Source organism: Nocardioides euryhalodurans (genome assembly GCF_004564375.1).
GTDB classification, from domain to species: domain Bacteria; phylum Actinomycetota; class Actinomycetes; order Propionibacteriales; family Nocardioidaceae; genus Nocardioides; species Nocardioides euryhalodurans.
Genome location: NZ_CP038267.1, coordinates 857,912 through 874,831, shown reverse-complemented (window position 1 = coordinate 874,831; position 16,920 = coordinate 857,912). Strand labels below are relative to the sequence as shown.

15 protein-coding genes and 1 pseudogene are annotated in these 16,920 nt (G+C 73.2%); 10 read left to right on the top strand and 6 right to left on the bottom strand.

Translation table 11 applies throughout. The features are described 5' to 3' along the window. Window positions 1-19: 19 nt before the first annotated feature. Genes EXE57_RS04100 through EXE57_RS04090 form a run of 3 tightly spaced genes read left to right on the top strand, consistent with a single transcriptional unit; the run spans window position 20 to window position 5,068 of the window. Window positions 20-1,357, top strand: a complete 1,338-nt coding sequence (locus tag EXE57_RS04100; RefSeq protein WP_135074265.1) for a glutamine synthetase family protein — start codon at window positions 20-22, stop codon at window positions 1,355-1,357. Between the two features lie 28 nt (window positions 1,358-1,385). Beyond that, window positions 1,386-2,096: a type 1 glutamine amidotransferase gene (locus tag EXE57_RS04095; protein ID WP_135074263.1), complete on the top strand. Its 711-nt coding sequence runs from the start codon at window positions 1,386-1,388 to the stop codon at window positions 2,094-2,096. Then, the gene (locus EXE57_RS04090; RefSeq protein ID WP_135074261.1) at window positions 2,093-5,068 is read left to right on the top strand and encodes a bifunctional [glutamine synthetase] adenylyltransferase/[glutamine synthetase]-adenylyl-L-tyrosine phosphorylase; all 2,976 of its coding nucleotides are present in this window, start codon (window positions 2,093-2,095) and stop codon (window positions 5,066-5,068) included. The genes EXE57_RS04095 and EXE57_RS04090 overlap by 4 nt, the downstream gene beginning before the upstream one ends. A 7-nt stretch (window positions 5,069-5,075) precedes the next feature. On the opposite strand, the gene EXE57_RS04085 is transcribed toward EXE57_RS04090, so the two are convergent. The 4 genes and pseudogenes from EXE57_RS04085 to EXE57_RS04075 all read right to left on the bottom strand — a co-directional run bounded on the left by EXE57_RS04085 (window position 5,076) and on the right by EXE57_RS04075 (window position 8,478). Next, window positions 5,076-6,464 carry a basic amino acid/polyamine antiporter gene (locus EXE57_RS04085; protein ID WP_244246983.1) on the bottom strand — a complete coding sequence of 463 codons (1,389 nt, stop codon included), beginning with the start codon at window positions 6,462-6,464 and terminating at the stop codon, window positions 5,076-5,078. Between the two features lie 59 nt (window positions 6,465-6,523). Then, window positions 6,524-6,799 carry an amino acid--tRNA ligase-related protein gene (locus tag EXE57_RS20120; RefSeq protein WP_341869449.1) on the bottom strand — a complete coding sequence of 92 codons (276 nt, stop codon included), beginning with the start codon at window positions 6,797-6,799 and terminating at the stop codon, window positions 6,524-6,526. A 60-nt stretch (window positions 6,800-6,859) separates the two neighbouring features. After that, window positions 6,860-7,135: pseudogene (locus EXE57_RS20310) on the bottom strand (hypothetical protein); the annotation flags it as partial. Then, window positions 7,132-8,478, bottom strand: coding sequence for an LssY C-terminal domain-containing protein (locus tag EXE57_RS04075; RefSeq protein WP_244246982.1), 1,347 nt, complete (start codon window positions 8,476-8,478; stop codon window positions 7,132-7,134). The pseudogene EXE57_RS20310 and the gene EXE57_RS04075, both read right to left, overlap by 4 nt. A 53-nt stretch (window positions 8,479-8,531) precedes the next feature. Here EXE57_RS04075 and EXE57_RS04070 point away from each other — a divergent pair, with 53 nt between their 5' ends. The 7 genes from EXE57_RS04070 (at window position 8,532) to EXE57_RS04040 (ending at window position 15,316) form a co-directional block, all read left to right on the top strand. After that, entirely contained in the window at window positions 8,532-9,404 is an 873-nt protein-coding gene (locus EXE57_RS04070; protein WP_135074255.1) for a hypothetical protein, read from the top strand. A gap of 32 nt (window positions 9,405-9,436) precedes the next feature. Then, the gene (locus tag EXE57_RS04065; protein ID WP_135074253.1) at window positions 9,437-10,201 is read left to right on the top strand and encodes an isocitrate lyase/PEP mutase family protein; all 765 of its coding nucleotides are present in this window, start codon (window positions 9,437-9,439) and stop codon (window positions 10,199-10,201) included. 65 nt (window positions 10,202-10,266) lie between these two features. After that, entirely contained in the window at window positions 10,267-10,902 is a 636-nt protein-coding gene (locus EXE57_RS04060; protein WP_135074251.1) for a SatD family protein, read from the top strand. Next, window positions 10,899-11,630 carry a type 1 glutamine amidotransferase family protein gene (locus tag EXE57_RS04055; protein WP_135074249.1) on the top strand — a complete coding sequence of 244 codons (732 nt, stop codon included), beginning with the start codon at window positions 10,899-10,901 and terminating at the stop codon, window positions 11,628-11,630. Before EXE57_RS04060 ends, EXE57_RS04055 begins: the two co-directional genes overlap by 4 nt. A gap of 43 nt (window positions 11,631-11,673) precedes the next feature. Continuing rightward, complete coding sequence (locus EXE57_RS04050; protein ID WP_135074248.1) at window positions 11,674-12,909, top strand: glucose-1-phosphate adenylyltransferase family protein; 1,236 nt, start codon at window positions 11,674-11,676, stop codon at window positions 12,907-12,909. A gap of 4 nt (window positions 12,910-12,913) precedes the next feature. Further along, the gene (locus EXE57_RS04045; RefSeq protein ID WP_135074246.1) at window positions 12,914-13,165 is read left to right on the top strand and encodes a hypothetical protein; all 252 of its coding nucleotides are present in this window, start codon (window positions 12,914-12,916) and stop codon (window positions 13,163-13,165) included. A 51-nt stretch (window positions 13,166-13,216) separates the two neighbouring features. Further along, on the top strand, window positions 13,217-15,316 hold the full coding sequence (locus tag EXE57_RS04040; protein WP_135074244.1) for a PAS domain-containing sensor histidine kinase: 2,100 nt from the start codon (window positions 13,217-13,219) through the stop codon (window positions 15,314-15,316). On the opposite strand, the gene EXE57_RS04035 is transcribed toward EXE57_RS04040, so the two are convergent. Together EXE57_RS04035 and EXE57_RS04030 are read right to left on the bottom strand one after the other, a co-directional pair. Further along, entirely contained in the window at window positions 15,306-16,328 is a 1,023-nt protein-coding gene (locus tag EXE57_RS04035) for a sensor histidine kinase (RefSeq protein WP_135074242.1), read from the bottom strand. The genes EXE57_RS04040 and EXE57_RS04035 overlap by 11 nt on opposite strands. Window positions 16,329-16,388: 60 nt before the next feature. After that, entirely contained in the window at window positions 16,389-16,814 is a 426-nt protein-coding gene (locus EXE57_RS04030; RefSeq protein WP_167305813.1) for a response regulator, read from the bottom strand. Window positions 16,815-16,920: the final 106 nt, after the last annotated feature.

Sequence of the window (16,920 nt, the reverse complement as noted above, 5' to 3'; positions counted from 1 at the left end):
GGTGAGACATAGTGGCCCCATGGGCAAGCAGGAAGACTTCGTGCTCCGGGCTCTCGAGGAGCGGGACGTCCGGTTCGTACGACTGTGGTTCACCGACGTGCTGGGGTTCCTCAAGTCGGTCGCGGTCGCGCCGGCCGAGCTGGAGGGCGCCTTCGAGGAGGGCATCGGCTTCGACGGCTCGGCCATCGAGGGCTTCGCCCGGGTCTACGAGTCCGACATGCTCGCCAAGCCCGACCCGTCGACGTTCCAGATCCTCCCGTGGCGCGGTGAGGGACCGGCCACGGCACGGATGTTCTGCGACATCGTGATGCCCGACGACTCCCCGTCGTACGCCGACCCGCGCTTCGTCCTGAAGCGCAACCTGGCGGCGGCGGCCGACAAGGGCTTCACCTACTACACCCACCCCGAGATCGAGTTCTACCTCTTCAAGAACACCCCCGAGCCGGGCGGCGAGCCGGTGCCGGTCGACCGCAGCGGCTTCTTCGACCACACCGCGCAGTCGATGGGCTCGGACTTCCGCCGCGAGGCGATCACGATGCTGGAGTCGATGGGGATCTCGGTGGAGTTCAGCCACCACGAGGGCGGCCCCGGCCAGCAGGAGATTGACCTCCGCTACGCCGACGCGCTCTCGACCGCCGACAACATCATGACCTTCCGGACCGTGGTCCGGGAGGTGGCGCTCAGCCAGGGCATCTGGGCCAGCTTCATGCCCAAGCCCTTCACCACCCACCCCGGCAGCGGCATGCACACCCACGTCAGCCTCTTCGAGGGCGACCAGAACGCGTTCTTCGAGGCCGGGGCGGAGTACCAGCTCTCCAAGACCGCTCGGATGTTCATCGCCGGTGTGCTGCGCCACGCGAGCGAGATCAGCGTGGTCACCAACCAGTGGGTCAACAGCTACAAGCGACTGCTCGCCGGCGACGAGGCGCCGCCCTACGTCTGCTGGGGCCACAACAACCGTTCGGCCATGGTGCGGATCCCGATGTACAAGCCCAACAAGGGCCAGTCGACCAGGATCGAGATCCGGACCCTCGACGCCGCCGCCAATCCCTACCTCGCCTACGCCGTCGTGCTCGCCGCGGGCATGAAGGGCATCGAGGAGGGCTACGAGCTCCCGCGCGAGGCCGAGGACGACATGTGGTCGCTCACCGAGCGCGAGCGGCAGAGCCTGGGCATCGACCCGCTCCCGAAGACCCTCCACGAGGCGATCAGCATCGCCGAGGACTCCGAGCTCCTCGCCGAGGCCCTCGGGGAGCACGTCTTCGACTTCTTCCTCCGCAACAAGCGCAAGGAGTGGGAGGAGTACCGCGTCCAGGTCTCGCCGTTCGAGCGCGACCGGATGCTGCCGGTCATCTAGCGAGCACGGGCCCGGATAGGTTGGGTGCGTGACGCGCATCCTGGTGGTGGAGCACGAGGCCGAGTGCCCGCCGGCCCTGTTCGGCACCTGGCTCGAGGACGCCGGTGCCGGGCTCGAGGTCTGCCGGCCGTGGGCGGGCGAGGAGCTGCCCGGTCCGGCCGGGCTCCCGGCGTACGACGCCGTCGTGGTGCTGGGCGGCTCGATGGGGGCCGACGACGACGAGCTCCACCACTGGATCGGCCCGGTCAAGGAGCTGGTGCGCTCCAGCGTGGCCTCCGGGCAGGCTCTGCTGGGGATCTGCCTCGGTCACCAGCTGGTCGCCTCGGCGCTGGGCGGGACCGTCGAGCGCAACCCCCGCGGCCAGCAGGTCGGGCTGTACGACGTGGGCTGGCTGCCCGAGGCCGCCGACGACGACCTCGTGGCCGGCCTGGGGCCGGTCCGGGGCGTGCAGTGGAACAGCGACGTGGTGACCGGCCTCCCCGAGGGCGCCGTCGCGCTCGCCCGGACCGACGCGGGCGAGCTGCAGGTGGCCCGCTTCGCACCACGCGCGTGGGGCGTGCAGCTGCACCCCGAGGTCGACGGGCCGGTCGTCGCCTCGTGGGCGGCCGGCGATCGCGACGACCACCTCGAGCGCGGCATCGACCAGGCGGCCGTGATCGCGGACATCGACGGTGCCCGGGCCGAGCTCGACGCGGCGTGGCGCCCGCTCGCGACCCGCTTCGCCGAGCTCGCGCGATGAGCAGGCCCGACCGCAGCCGGGGCGTGCTGGTCCGGGCCGGGTTCACCGACACCGACCGGGCCACCGCCCTGCTCGACCAGCTGGGGGAACGCGCCGACCCGCTGGTGCCGCTGCTCGGCCGCACCGCCGATCCCGACCTCGCGCTGTCCGGACTGCTGCGGGTGGCCGAGGCCCTTCCCGACCCGGTCGCGATGCTCACCGAGGTGGCCGACGACGAGGGGACGGCGATGCGGCTGCTGTCGGTGCTGGGGATGAGCACGGCGCTGACCGACCACCTGGTCCGGCACCCCGAGCAGTGGCAGGAGCTGACCGACCCGACCCTCGGCTCGACCCGGGCGCCGCTGTTCGCCGTTCGCGAGGGACTGCTGGCCGCGGTGGGGGCCGACCCGTGTGATCCGATGCCGCTCGCCACGCTGCCCCGCGCCGAGGCGCTCGACGCCCTGCGGGTGGAGTACCGGCGCGTGCTGCTCCGCCTGGCCGCGCGCGACCTGGCGCACGACCAGGGCGTCGACGACACCGCCGCCGAGCTGTCCGACCTGGCGGCTGCCGCGCTCGACGCGGCCCTCGCGATCGCCCGCGGCATCGTGGGGGAGGACAGCAGGCAGGCCCGGCTCGCCGTGGTGGCGATGGGGAAGTGCGGCGGCCACGAGCTCAACTACGTCTCCGACGTCGACGTCATCTACGTCTTCGAGCCGGTCGAGGGCGCCCAGGAGGACGTCGCCGCCCGGGTCGCGTCGCAGCTCGCGGGCCACCTGATGCGCGCCTGCTCCGAGCACACGCCGGAGGGCACGCTGTGGGAGGTCGACGCCAACCTCCGGCCGGAGGGGAAGTCGGGGCCTCTGGTGCGCACCCTGGCCAGCCATCGGGGCTACTACGAGCGCTGGGCCAAGACCTGGGAGTTCCAGGCGCTGCTCAAGGCGCGGCCCGTCGCGGGCGACCTCGAGCTCGGCCGCGACTACGCCGCCATGGTCGCGCCCATGGTCTGGCAGGCGTCGCAGCGGGAGGGCTTCGTCGAGGACGTCCAGGCGATGCGCCGCCGGGTGCTCGACCACATCCCGGCCCACCAGGCCGAGCGGCAGCTCAAGCTCGGGTCCGGCGGCCTGCGCGACGTGGAGTTCGCCGTCCAGCTGATGCAGCTCGTCCACGGGCGGACCGACGAGCGCCTGCGGGTCCCGACCACGCTGAGCGCGCTCGCCGAGCTGACCCACGGCGGCTACGTCGGCCGCCCCGACGGCGAGGCGCTGCACGAGGCGTACGCCTTCCTCCGCACGCTCGAGCACCGGATCCAGCTCCACCAGCTGCGGCGCACGCACGTGGTCCCGGAGGACGACGTGGCGCTGCGCCGGCTCGGGCGCAGCATGGGCCACTTCACCGACGCGGTCGCGGGGCTCGACCGGGAGTGGCAGCACCACCGCCGCGAGGTGCGTCGGCTGCACGAGAAGCTCTTCTACCGGCCGCTGCTCGCCGCCGTCGCGCGGATCCCCGGCGAGGGGGCGCGGCTCTCGCCGGAGGAGGCGAGCGCCCGGATGGCCGCGCTGGGGTACGCCGACCCCCGGGCCGCGCTGCGCCACCTCGAAGCGCTCACCGCGGGGGTCTCGCGGGCCGCGGCGATCCAGCGCACGCTGCTGCCCGCGATGCTCGAGTGGTTCGCCGACTGTCCCGACCCCGACGCGGGCCTGTTCGGCTTCCGGCGGCTCAGCGACCACCTCGGCGGCACGCCGTGGTTCCTCGCGACCCTGCGCGACGAGGGGCAGGTGGCCCAGCGGCTGGCCACGATCCTCGCCACCTCCCGCTACGCCACCGACCTGCTCGAGCGCGAGCCACAGGGCGTCCGGATGCTGGGCCAGGACCTCGCGCCGCTCTCGGCCGAGGCGCTCACGGCCGAGATGACCGCGACGGGCAGCCGGCACACCGTGCCCGAGGACGCCGTCCGCGGCATCCGTGCGATCCGGCGCCGAGAGCTGCTCCGGATCGCCTCGGGAGACCTGCTCGGCGAGACGGACGTGGCGGCAGTGGGGATGGGGCTGTCGCGGCTCACCGACGCCACCCTCGAGGCGACGCTGCAGGTCGCCGAACGGGCGGTGCGCAGCCAGCGGGGGACCGACGAGGCACCGACGGCCATGGCGATCGTCGCGATGGGGAGGTACGGCGGGTTCGAGCTGGCCTACGGCTCGGACGCCGACGTGCTGTTCGTCCACGACCCGCGACCGGGTGCGGACCCCCAGGAGGCCAGCGGCTACGCCATCGCGGTCGCCAACGAGCTGCGGCGGCTGCTGGCCGCCCCCGGGCCCGACCCGGTGCTCACCGTCGACGCGGACCTCCGGCCCGAGGGCAAGCAGGGGCCGCTGGTCCGCAGCCTCGACTCCTACGCCGCCTACTACGCGAAGTGGTCGCGGGTCTGGGAGGCCCAGGCGCTGCTCCGGGCCGACGCGGTCGTCGGCGACGAGGACCTCCGGCGTCGGTTCACCGACCTCATCGACCCGCTGCGCTTCCCCGCCGGGGGCCTCGAGCAGGAGGACGTCGTCGAGATCAGGCGGATCAAGGCGCGTGTGGACACCGAGCGACTGCCGCGAGGCGCCGACCGCAACACCCACCTCAAGCTGGGGCGGGGCGGCCTGGCGGACATCGAGTGGACGGTGCAGCTCCTCCAGCTGCGCCACGGCGCGGAGGTGGCCGGACTGCGCACGACCCGCACCCTGGAGGCGCTGGAGGCGGCCCGCGAGGCCGGGCTCCTGGCCGACGCCGACGCCCGGGTGCTGGCCGGCGGCTGGCGCAGCGTGAGCCGGATCCGCAACGCGATCACCCTGGTGCGCGGCAAGGCGGCCGACCAGCTGCCGCGCGACACCCGCGAGAAGGCCGCCGTCTCGATCACGGTCGGCTACCCACCGGGCGGCTCGGACGAGATGGTCAACGACTACCTCCGCCGCACCCGGCGTACGCACGCCGTGGTCGACCGGGTCTTCTGGGGATGAGTGCGGCTCACACCTCGAGCACGCCGGTGACCAGCAGCACCACGGCCAGCACGGCTGCGACCCACAGGGCGGCGCAGGCGACGGCCTCGGCCGGTCGGAACACGCGCTCGGCGCCGTGCTCGCGCCGGGCGCGGACGAAGAGCAGGGTCCCGGGCGCGTAGACGAGACACCCCAGCAGGAGGTACTCCGGGCCTGCGGCGTAGAGCAGGTAGACGGAGTAGACGACCGCGGCGCCGCCGATGAGCAGCTGGCGACGTCGGGGGCGGTCCTGGCCGGGGCCGTAGGTGGCGCCCGTGACGGCGAGCTTCACTGCGTACGCCGCCGCGAAGAGGTACGGCACGAGCGTGAGCGCGGTGTCGAGCTTCAGCATGAAGTCGAGGGCGTCGTCGACCACCAGCACCAGCAGCAGGAAGGCCTGCACGGAGACGGTCGTGAGGGCGAGCGCCGCGATGGGCGTGCCGTTGCCGCTCTCCCTGGCCAGGAACCGCGGCATGACCTCCATCCGCGCGGGCGTGAACATGACCTCCGCGTTGAGCAGGGTCCACGCGAGGTACGCGCCGAGCACGGACACGATCACCCCGACGTCGATCAGGGTGGCGCCCCAGCTCCCCACCACCGACTCGAGCACGGTTCCCATCGCCGGCTGCTCGGCGGCGGCGAGGTCGTGCTGCGGCAGGACGCCGTAGGACACCAGGGTGACCGACGCGAAGAGGGCGAGCGTGCTCAGGAAGCCGAGGACCGTCGCGCGGCCCACGTCCTCCCGGCGCCGGGCGAGCCGCGAGTAGACGCTGGCCCCCTCGATCCCGAGGAAGACGAAGGTCGTGACCAGCATCGTGTCGGTGACCTGGTCGAAGATCGAGCCGAGGTCGGCGGACTCGCCGCCCCAGAAGTTGTCGGCGAAGGTCCCGGCGTCGAAGGCGACCAGGGTCAGCACGACGAACACCAGGATGGGCAGCAGCTTGGCGACCGTCACGATGCGGTTGACGACCGCGGCCTGGCGTACGCCCCGGGCGATGAGGGCGTGGAAGGTCCAGACCCCGACGGAGGCCAGGACCACGGCGAGCAGGGTGTTGCCCTGACCGAGTCCCGGCAGGAACTGCCCGAGGCTCGCCATCGCGAACACCATGAAGAAGACGTTGCCGGCGACGTTGCTCGCCCAGTAGCCCCAGGCCGAGCTGAAACCTGCGTAGCTCCCGAAGCCCGCCTGGGCGTAGGCGTAGATGCCGTTGTCCAGCTCCGGTCGTCGCACGGCCAGGGACTGGAAGACGAGGGCGAGCATGAGCATGCCGAGGCCCGCGACCGTCCAGGCGACCAGGGCGCCGAGCACCCCGGTGGCTGCCCCGAAGCTGCCGGGGAGGGTGAAGACGCCACCGCCCACCATCGGCCCGACGACCATGGCCGCGAGGGTGGGGACCGAGACGGACGGACGAGCACTCCCGCGGACCGTGGTCTCGGTCATGGGTCGGTGACCGGCTTCACGAGCGGGAAGAGGATGGTGTCGCGGATGCTGAGGCCGGTGAGGTTCATGACGAGCCGGTCCACGCCCAGGCCCATGCCGCCGGTGGGGGGCATGCCGTGCTCGAGGGCCTCGAGGAAGTCCTCGTCGACCTGCATCGCCTCCGCGTCCCCGGCCGCGGCGAGCAGCGACTGGGAGACCAGGCGTTCCCGCTGGTCGACCGGGTCGACGAGCTCGGAGTACGCCGTTCTCACCAGGCCGACCGACGCCAGCACGACGTCCTCGCCCTCGACGATCGCGAGCACGCGACCGATCTCCGGGACCACCAGCCACCAGCCGAGCAGGATCCACCAGGCGGCGCGCAGGCGGCGGCGCAGCGCGACGCCCATCACGAGCAGCAGCGCGGCGTAGACCAGGCTCGGAACGATGGGGATGAGCAGCAGCGACACCGGGTCGGCGGGCTCGAGGAAGTAGCGGTGCCACGGAGGCACGACGGCGATGACGGCCACGAAGGTCGCGGCGAGGAACATGCCGGTGGCGAACCGGTCCGGTCCACGGTCGTCGGTGGGGAGGGGGCGGCTCAGGCCGCGCTGCTCGGCTGTGTCGGTCATGCTGCTGAGTCCTGTCTCCGGTTCGCGGACGCTAGCGTCGGAGGATCGGGCGGGGATGGCCCGTTTCCGGTGAACCGGCGACGCACGGCGTGCTCGCGGGCGCTGGGGCTGGACAGCGCGAGCAGGACCAGGATGCTCCCGCCCAGGCTCGGCAGGCTGCCGAGCCCGATCGGGCGCCCGTCGCTCCCGACGGTGGCGAGGAAGGCGGTGACGGCGGTCGCCGAGCACACCGCCATCAGCGAGAGCCTCGCCCAGTTGCGACCCGCCAGGACGGCGAGCCCGAGGCCACCGTCGATGACGGCCGCCAGTCCGATCCCGATCGCCAGCACGGGTGCCAGGTCACGCACCTCGGCAGCCGAGAGGCCCAGCTCCCCGAGGTAGCGCGTCTGCTGCGGATCCACCAGCAGGGCGACCACCACCGAGGCGTAGACGACGGCCCGCAGGAGTGCGATCGCGGCGCCCGTCACCGTCGAGGCGGGCAGCCGGTCGCGACGGACCGCGGCCGCCTCGACCGTCGGTTGCTCGCTCGCGCCCACCTTCTTGAGGTCCAGCACCGGGAGGCTCCCGTCCGTACGGATCCGGTCACCGCCGCCGTTGCGCGCGTGGTAGCCGGAGGAGAAGTGCTCGAGGACCTCGACCTCGACCTCCTGCACCGACCCGGTGACGGTGCTGACGACGAAGTCCCGCTCGACGTCGGTGTTCTCGTCGATCTTGTGGGTGATCTGGAGGGTGAACAGGGACACGCCCACCTTGCGGTCGTACGTCGCCGCGGCGAGCCAGCCCGCCGCGAAGCCTCCGGGGAGCAGCCAGCCGTCGGGGCAGCGCCAGAACCGCACGTGGTGACGGCGCGAGGGGCTGCCCTCGACCTCCTGCTCGTAGGCGAAGTCCTGGCGCCGCTCGAACAGGTGCAGCGGGCTCACCGGAGCCGCGGGATAGCTGCGGCGACGCAGCGTCCGCACCACGATCTCGCGCCCGGACCGGAGACCGAGGTCGTCGGCACGGGTCCAGCCGGCGGCTGACATCGCGGCGTGCACCTGGTCCTCGCGTCCGTGCAGGGCGAGGTTGACAGGGTCTCCGAGCAGCCCGTCGCTCGTGCGCGTCCGGCCGATGAAGTACCCGGGGAGGTAGATCCTCGTGAGGATCCGGTGCAGGCGGGGGAGCACCAGGTAGGTGAAGAAGACCCAGAAGACGACCAGCAGGAGGGAGGGCCAGCCGGGCCTGACACCCTCCCGCAGCAGCACGTACGCGAACCAGGCGGCTGCCGCACCGGAGAAGGCGAAGAAGCAGGCGTCGACGGCGTCGGTCATCGAGGGCCGGCGCGTGGGCGCGGGGCCGCTCGCCACGAGGTCAGTATGGGGCATCCCGGGGATCGCCGTCGGTCCGCTAGCGTCGGCCCGTGCTGCTCGCCCTGCTGACGGCGTTCGCGGCGGCCCTCTGCTACGGCGCCGGGTCGGTGCTCCAGGCCGTCGCTGCCCGCGGCACCGAGTCGGTGGCGGGGCTCGACCCACGCCTGTTGGGGCGGCTGGTCCGCTCCTGGCGCTACCTGCTGGGCGTGGGCCTCGACGGGCTGGGCTTCGTGCTCACCCTGGTCGCCGTCCGCGTGCTCCCGCTCTTCGTCGTGCAGGCCGTGGTCGCGAGCTTCCTGGCCGTCACCGCGGTCCTCGGTGCGCTCTTCCTCGGCATGCCGTTGACCAGGCGCGACCGGGGCGCTCTCGCCGTCGTGCTGGTCGGTCTGGTCCTGGTCGCCGCCTCCGCGGCCGAGGACCGCACCGTCGCGGTCAGCGACCTGGAGCAGTGGGGTGTCCTGGCGGCGACCCTGCTGCTCGTCGTCCTCGCCGTCCCCCTCGGCCGGTGGCCCGGGGCGCGGGGAGCCGTCGCGCTGGGCGCGGTGGCCGGCCTGGCCTTCGGAGCGACCTCCGTGGCGACCCGGATGCTTCCGCAGGACCTCTCCCTCGAGCGTCTCCGGGACTCGGTCGACATCCTGCTGCGGAGCCCGGCGGCGTACGCGATCGTCGTCGCCGGCGTGCTGGCGATGCTGGCGTACTCGGTCGCGCTGCAGCGGGGCTCGGTCACCCAGGCCACGGCCCCGCTGGTCGTGGGGGAGACCGTCCTCCCCGCCCTGGTGGGTCTGTTGCTGCTCGGGGACCAGTCGCGCCCCGGCTGGGGCCCGGTCGCGGCGCTCGGCTTCCTGCTGGCCGTGGGCGGCGCCGTCGGGCTGGCGCGCCTCGGCGAGCTGCCGGCGCGTGATCCGGCAGCTCCCGGGGGCTGACGGGACGCGGGCTCGCGTGCTTGGATCGCGACATGACGGCTTCGGACTTCCTGCAGCTCCATCGCGACCCGACCCTGCTGACCGTGGTCAACGTGTGGGACGCGATCAGTGCCAAGGTCGTGGCCGACGTGCCCGGCACCACCGCCCTGGCGACCGCGAGCCACTCGATCGCCGCGACGCTGGGCTACGAGGACGGCGAGAACATCCCCGTCGCCGAGATGCTCGACATGTGCCGCCGCATCGTGGAGGCCGTGGACCTGCCGGTCAGCGCCGACCTCGAGGCGGGCTACGGCGACGCACCCGACACGATCCGGCGCGCCGTCGGCCTCGGCATCGTGGGCGCCAACATCGAGGACCAGATGAAGCCGCTGGCCGAGGCCGCCGCGCAGGTCGAGGCGATGATGGCCGCCGCCTCGGCCGAGGGGGTGCCCGACTTCGTCCTGAACGCCCGGACCGACGCCTTCGTTAAGGCGGGGGACCGCGACCCGGGCGAGGTGCTCGCCGATGCCGTCGAGCGCGGGCGGGCGTACCTCGACGCGGGTGCGCCGGTGGTCTTCGTCCCGGGCAGGCTCGACGAGGAGCAGGTGACGACCCTGGTCGACGCCCTCGGTCCGCAACGCCTGACGCTCATCGGGGTCCCGGGCTCGTTGCCGCTCGCGCGGCTGGAGGAGCTCGGGGTCGCGCGGGTGTCGTACGGCCCGAACGCCCAGCGAGTGGCGCTCACCGCGCTGCAGGAGCTGGTCGAGGACGTGCACGCCGGAGGTGGGCTCCCGGCCACCATGCGGATTCTCAACTGAGAAGCGGGAGCCTTCATCTCGTGGAATAGTTAGGTATTTGCTACACTTCTCGCGAGGTGAAGCCCATGCCTGTATCCACGCTGATCGGTGACGTGGTCCGCTCCCGGCGGGCCGACGACCGGGGAGTGCTCCACGGTCGTCTCTCCCGAGCCCTCGACGAGGTCAACGAGGCGTACGCGCCGGTGACGCCGCTGCGCATCACGGTCGGTGACGAGTACCAGGGCGCCTTCGCCGCTCTTGGCGACGCCGTCCGGGCCACGCTGCGGCTGCGGCTGGCGCTCGCCCCGGAGGCCGACGTCCGGCACGGCCTCGGGTGGGGCGAGGTCACCGTGCTGGAGGAGCGGCCCCGGGTCGAGGACGGCCCCGGGTGGTGGGCGGCCCGCGACGCGCTGCATGCCGTGCAGCGGGCCGAGGGCCGGGCTGCGACGCGCCACCGGCGCACGGCCTTCCGTCGGGCCGAGGGGACGGCCGGACCCGATCCCGCCCTGCTCGACGCGCTGCTGCTGCTGCGCGACGAGATGGTGGGCGGCCTGTCGGACCGCTCGCTGTCGGTGCTGCGTGGTCTGCTGGCGGGCAGCACCCAGCGGGCGATCGCGGCCGCCCTCGAGATCAGCGCGTCTGCGGTGTCGCAGCGGGTGCGTGCCGACGGGCTGGCCGCGCTGGTCGAGGCCGACGCGAGGATGCAGGAGGTGGTGTCGTGAGCTGGATCGGGCTGCTGCTGGTCGGCGTGGGCGTCACCGACCTCGTCTTCTCGGTGCGTCCGAGCCGCGTCCTGCCCGAGGTCCTCGGCTCGGCGGCGGCAGTGCTGCTCGCCCTCGCGGCCGACCTCACCGGCCCCGGCGACCTGCTCGCCCTGGCGTTCGTCGTGGCCGTGGTGCTGGCCTGGGGGCAGACCGTGACCTGGGGGCTGGGCCAGGGGCCGCCATGGGTGCCCCTGGTCGTCCTCGGTTCCGGACTCACCGTGCTGCTCCTCGTCTCGGGCGCGGCCGGTCCGGCGGGAGGGCTCGTGGCGACGTGGCTCGACGGCACCTCGCTGACGGTGCTCGACGACTACGACGCCGACCGAGCGATGCTGCTCCTCGGCGTGCTGCTGGTGCAGCTGAGCACCGGCAACGTGCTCGTCAGGCTGGTCCTGGCCGCCACCCACACCGTCAACCCCGCCCGCCACGGCACCCCGAGCGACCCGGGCACCCGTCTCAAGGGAGGGCGGCTGCTCGGCCCGATGGAGCGGCTCTTCATCGTCTGCCTGGGCCTCGCAGGCCAGGTGACCGCGGCGAGCATCGTGGTGGCGGCCAAGGGCCTGCTGCGGTTCCCCGAGCTGCAGTCGCGGCGCGACCAGGAGCGCATCCACCGCCTGACCGAGTACTTCCTCGTGGGCAGCTTCGCCAGCTGGCTGGTCGCCCTCGCCGGTCTGGTCCTGCTCGGCTGAGCGGGCCGGCGCGGGGGGTCCGCCGATCTGCCACCATCGGGCCATGGGACGGACGAGCGTGCTGGCGATCATCCAGGCCGGCGGTGCAGGCAACCGGATGGACGTCCTGACCCGGGAGCGGCCCAAGCCCGCGCTGCCCGTCGCCGGGGTCTACCAGCTGGTCGACTTCGCCCTGTCCAGCCTGTCGAACAGCGGGATCGACCACGTGTGGCTCTCGGTCCAGTACCACGGCACCTCCCTCGAGGAGCAGGTCGCCAACGGCCGGCCGTGGGACCTCGACCGCACGCGTGGCGGGCTGCGGCTGCTGATGCCGGAGGAGGGGACCGGCGGGGCGGACGAGGACGGCTTCGCCCGTGGCAATGCCGACGAGCTCTACCGGGTCCGCGACCAGATCGCGCAGTCCGGTCCCGAGGTGCTGCTGGTGATGAGCGCCGACCACGTCTACCGCTACGACTTCGCGGACCTGGTCGACGCGCACCTCGCGAGCGAGGCCGAGTGCACCGTGGTCACGACCGAGGTCCCAGTGGCCGACGCTCCCGACCACGCCGTCGTCTCCCTCGACGGGGACCGCGTCGTCGGCGTCGACTACAAGCCCGAGGACCCCGACAGCGGCTTGGTCGCGGCCGAGATCTTCGCCTACCGGCCCGACGTCCTCGTCGAGGTGCTCGAGCAGCTGCACCGCGAGCTGGGGCCCGACGCCGAGCAGGGCGACTCGGGGCTGGGTGACTTCGGGGAGCACCTGCTCCCGCGCCTCGTCGAGCGCGGGCACACCCACGCCCTTCCGCTGGCGGGCTACTGGCGCGACCTGGGTCAGCCCCACTACTACCTCCGGGCGCACCAGGAGCTGATCGCCGACGACGCCGGCGTGCTCAACGACCCCGCGTGGCCGATCCTGACGCGCCACACCCAGCGCGGACCTGCTCGCCTGCTCGACACCGCCCAGGTCACCGGGAGCCTGGTCAGCTCCGGCTGCGTCGTCGGTGGACGGGTGGAGCGCAGCGTGCTCGGCCCCGGGGTGGTGGTCCACCGGGGTGCCCACGTCAGTGACTCGGTGATCTTCGCCGACGTGGTGGTCGCGGAGGACGCGCGGGTGGCCGGCGCGATCGTCGACAAGCACTCCCGGATCGGTGAGGGTGCCCGGGTCGGATCGGCGGACGCCGACCTCGACGACAGCGCCGACATCGTGCTCGTCGGTCGAGACAGCGCGGTCGCCGCGGGGGAGCGGGTCCCGCGGGGCGCACGGCTGGAGCCCGGGAGCACCGCCGGGCACCTACGCTGAGGCCATGGCCAGCTACGACGCAGATCTCCAGGCCGCCGTCGACGCCACCTCCGTGGCCCACGACGCCGGCACCGAGGACGACCTGGTCCAGTACCTCCGCGACCAGCTCGCCGAGCGTGACATCCAGACCGACGACGAGGGCTGGCTGCGAAGCACGGTCGAGGGCGTCGAGGCCGATCGCAACTACATGATCGAGCGCGAGCCCGACGACTTCGTCCCGCGGCACGAGCGCGGGAGTGACGCGCCGGGCGGCTAGCATCGACCAGCATCCGGCGCGTCCGTCGCGCGACTGCGACCTGGGAGTGACATGGGGGAGGCCCGTCCGACCAGCCCCGCCGGTGGCCTCCGCGCGGCCCGGATCACGCTGACGGCGCTGCTGCTCGCGGTCGTGCTCTTCACGGTCTCGACGTTGCCCGGTGTCCGGCAGGAGCCGGGGTTCGACGTCCTGCTCGACGGCTGGTTGCAGGGCACCGCCTACGTCCTCGCCGCGGTGGCCGCGGTGCTGCGACCTGCCACCCGGCAGCACCGACGACTGCTCTGGTCGGTCCTGGCCGCCGCCGTCGTGCTCCGCTCGGCGGGCTTCGTCGTCTACCTCGCCGTGGTGCGACGCATGGATCCCGTGCCCTACCCGTCGGTGGCCGACCTGTGCTGGCTGGCGAGCAGTGCCGCGCTGCTGGTGGCCGTCACGTTGCTGCTGCGCGTCGACACACCGCGGCTGTCGGTCATCCGCGCCCTGGACGGCCTGGTGGGGGCGCTGACCGTCGCCACCGTCGTCTTCGCGCTGTTCTACGACACGCTCGTCGCACTCACGGTCAGCGGCACCCCGACGGACGTCGTCGTCACCAACCTCGCCTACCCGCTGGTGGACGTCGCCCTCCTGATGATGGTGGCCGCCCTCCTGGCGGCATCGGGATGGTGGCCCTCGCCCCGCCTGCTGGTCCTCGGGCTCGGGGTGGTCGCCCTCGCGGTCGTGGACGTGGTGTTCCTCTACCGGGTGGCGGCGGGGACCTACCGACCGGGCACCCCGCTGGCGGCGCTCTCGTTGGCGGCGACCGCCCTGATCGCGCTCACGCCCTGGATCACCGGTCGCGGCGGCCGACGTGCCTCCGACCGGGAGGTCACCCTCCTCGTGCCCTCCGGGCTGGCCCTGGTGTGCGTGATCACCCTGGTGGTCGAGCCCGATCCGGCCGTCCCGGTCCTGACCCCGATGCTCGCGGTGGCCGGGGTGGTGGTCGCGATCGTCCGGGCGTTCGTGACCTTGAACACCGACCGGAGGTCCGCCAGCCTCGAGATCGCCGACCAGCAGCTCCAGCTCGAGCGCTTCCGTGCCCTCGTCGACGCATCCAGCGACTTCATCGCGATCGCCGGGACCGACGGCGGCGTGGTCTACGTCAACCCGGCGGGGCGCCGGATCGTCGGTCTGGAGCCGGACGCGGACGTGACGACGACGACCATCGCCGACTACCTCACCGAGGAGGGCCTGCGGGCCTCGCTCGAGATCGAGCAGCCGGCCGTCATGACCCGCGGCCACTGGGAGGGGGAGTCGACGCTGCGCGACCTGCGGGGCGGGCCGCCGACCCCCGTGGCGATCGCGAGCTTCGTGATGCTGCACCCCCGCACCGGGGAACCGTGGCTGCTCGCGACCGTGCAGCGCGACATCTCCGAGAGCCTGGAGGCGGAGCGGTCGCTGCAGGAGCTCGCCGACCAGCGGCAGGCGCTGCTCGAGCGGCTGGTCCAGGCCGAGGAGGAGGAGCGATCGCGGATCGCGGCCGACGTCCACGACGACTCCGTGCAGGCGCTCGCGGCAGTCGAGCTGAGGATGCTGCTGCTCCGCCGGGAGGTCGAGCGGAGCGCCCCGGAGCTGCTGCCCACCCTCGAGGGGGTCCGAGAGTCCGTCAGCCACGCTACCGACCGGTTGCGCCACCTGCTCTTCGACCTCGAGTCACCGGCGCAGCGGACCGACCTCGCCAACGCGCTGGCCGACGCGGCGGCGTACGTCCTCGAGGACGCGGTGCGCTGGTCGGTGGAGGGGGACACAGAGGTCGACGTGCCCGAGGGCATCCGGGTGACGGCCTACCGGATCGCCCGGGAGGCGATGGTCAACGTGCGCAAGCACGCCGGCGCGGACCGGGTCCGGATCGGCCTGGAGCGGACGGCGCGGGGCGTCGAGGTCACTGTGTCCGACGACGGCGTCGGCATCGACCCGGCGGGCCTGCGTCACCGGCCGGGACACCTCGGCATCGCCGGGATGCGCGAACGAGCGGCGATCGCCGGAGGCGGCCTCGAGATCGAGTCCCGGGACGAGGGGGGCACGACGGTCCGGCTGTGGCTGCCGGAGCCGGCTCCCGGCGCCAGGACCGAGGACCCGGTCGTCACCGAGGACGCGCCCGGCAGGGTCAGGCGCTGACCAGGCGCACGGTCAGCGTGGAGCCGCCGTTGTCGGTCGCCGCGTGCGCGAGCGAACCGCCGTGGGCGGCGGCGATCGAGCGTGCGACCGAGAGACCGAGCCCGGCCGGAGGCGTCCCGGGCCCGGAGGCGGTCACGACCATCACGCAGTCGGTGCCGTCGTGACCGAGGTCGACGGTGATCCGTCCACCGTCCGGGGTCGACGCCAGCGCGTGCGAGACCAGGTGGTGGGCCAGGCGGTCGAGCTGTGGCCGGTCCCCGCGTACGACGGGACCGGGATCGGCGCAGTGCACCTGGGCGTCCACGCCCCGCCCGCTCATCGCCGGGTCGATGGCGGTCAGGGTCCTGTCGACGACACCGCGCAGCGTCACGCCCTCGCGCTCCATGACCAGCGACTCTGCATCCGCGGCGGCGAGGCCGAGCAGGTCCACCACCAGGGACTGGAGCCGACGACCGTTGCGGTCGACGCTGGTCAGCAGGTCGTGCTGGGCCTCGGTCAGCCCCCCGGCGCTGCCCTCCAGCAGCACCTCCGTGCACCCGACGACGCTGGACAGCGGGGTCCGCAGCTCGTGGCTCGCGGCACTGAGGTAGCCGGAGATGGCCTCCTCCAGCGAACCCCGGGTGATCCGGCGGGACTGGGCGAGCTGCTCGCGCAGCTGGCGCTCCCGGGTCCGGTCGGTGACCTGCGCGAGCACCAGGCCGTCGCCGAGGTCGCCGGCAGGCGTGAGCGTGATCTCCGCCCGCCGCCGCCCGCTGGTGGCGAGGTCGACCTCCGTCTGCCACCGCGGGGAGCCGCCGTCGGCGATCCTCCTCGCGGCGTCGCTCACCTCGGCGACGTCCCGCAGGCTGGAGCAGTCGCCCAGAGGTCGTCCGGCGATCTCTCCGGGCTGGTTGTCGAGCAGGGTGGCCGCGGCACGGTTGACGTCGACCACGTCGACCTGGCCGGGGGTGGGACGCAGCAGCATCAGGCCCGTCGTGGCGCGCTGCAGGTAGCCGGGGAGCATGGTGCTCATCTTGGCCCTGTCTCGGAGGGCGTGAGTGGTGAACGGCGCGATTGGGTGTGCGCGGGTGGTTCAGTGCTCCAGGGCGAGGCGGCGCATCGCCTCGGCGGCCGTCGGCACGGCCAGCAGCACCTCGCCCTGGTGGCAGCGCGCCACCAGGTCGGGGAACCCGGGGCCGATTCGCCCCTTGGCGAGGTAGCCGCGCACGCCGGCCCGCACCAGGTCGCCGACGGTGCGGGGGCTGGTCTCGCCCGACACCGCGACCACGACCACCGGGGGGCCGGCGAGCAACGCTCGCGCCGCGGCCACGCCACCACCGGGCATGTGGACGTCGAGCAGGACCACGTCGGGGCGCAGCTGGGCCACGACGTCGACGAGCGCGTACCCGTCAGGGACCTCGGCGACGACCTCGAAGCGCTCGTCGGTCTCGAGGATGGCGGCCAAGGTGTTCCTGATCGACTCGTCGTCGTCGGCGACGATGACCCTGATGGTCTGCATCGGCATGCTCCTGGTCAGCGTCCTCCCATCATCCGACCCGGCGGTGCCTCGTGTGCGGCACCGGTGCGCCATCCGTCTAGTACGTTGGCACCACGAGAGCACCGAC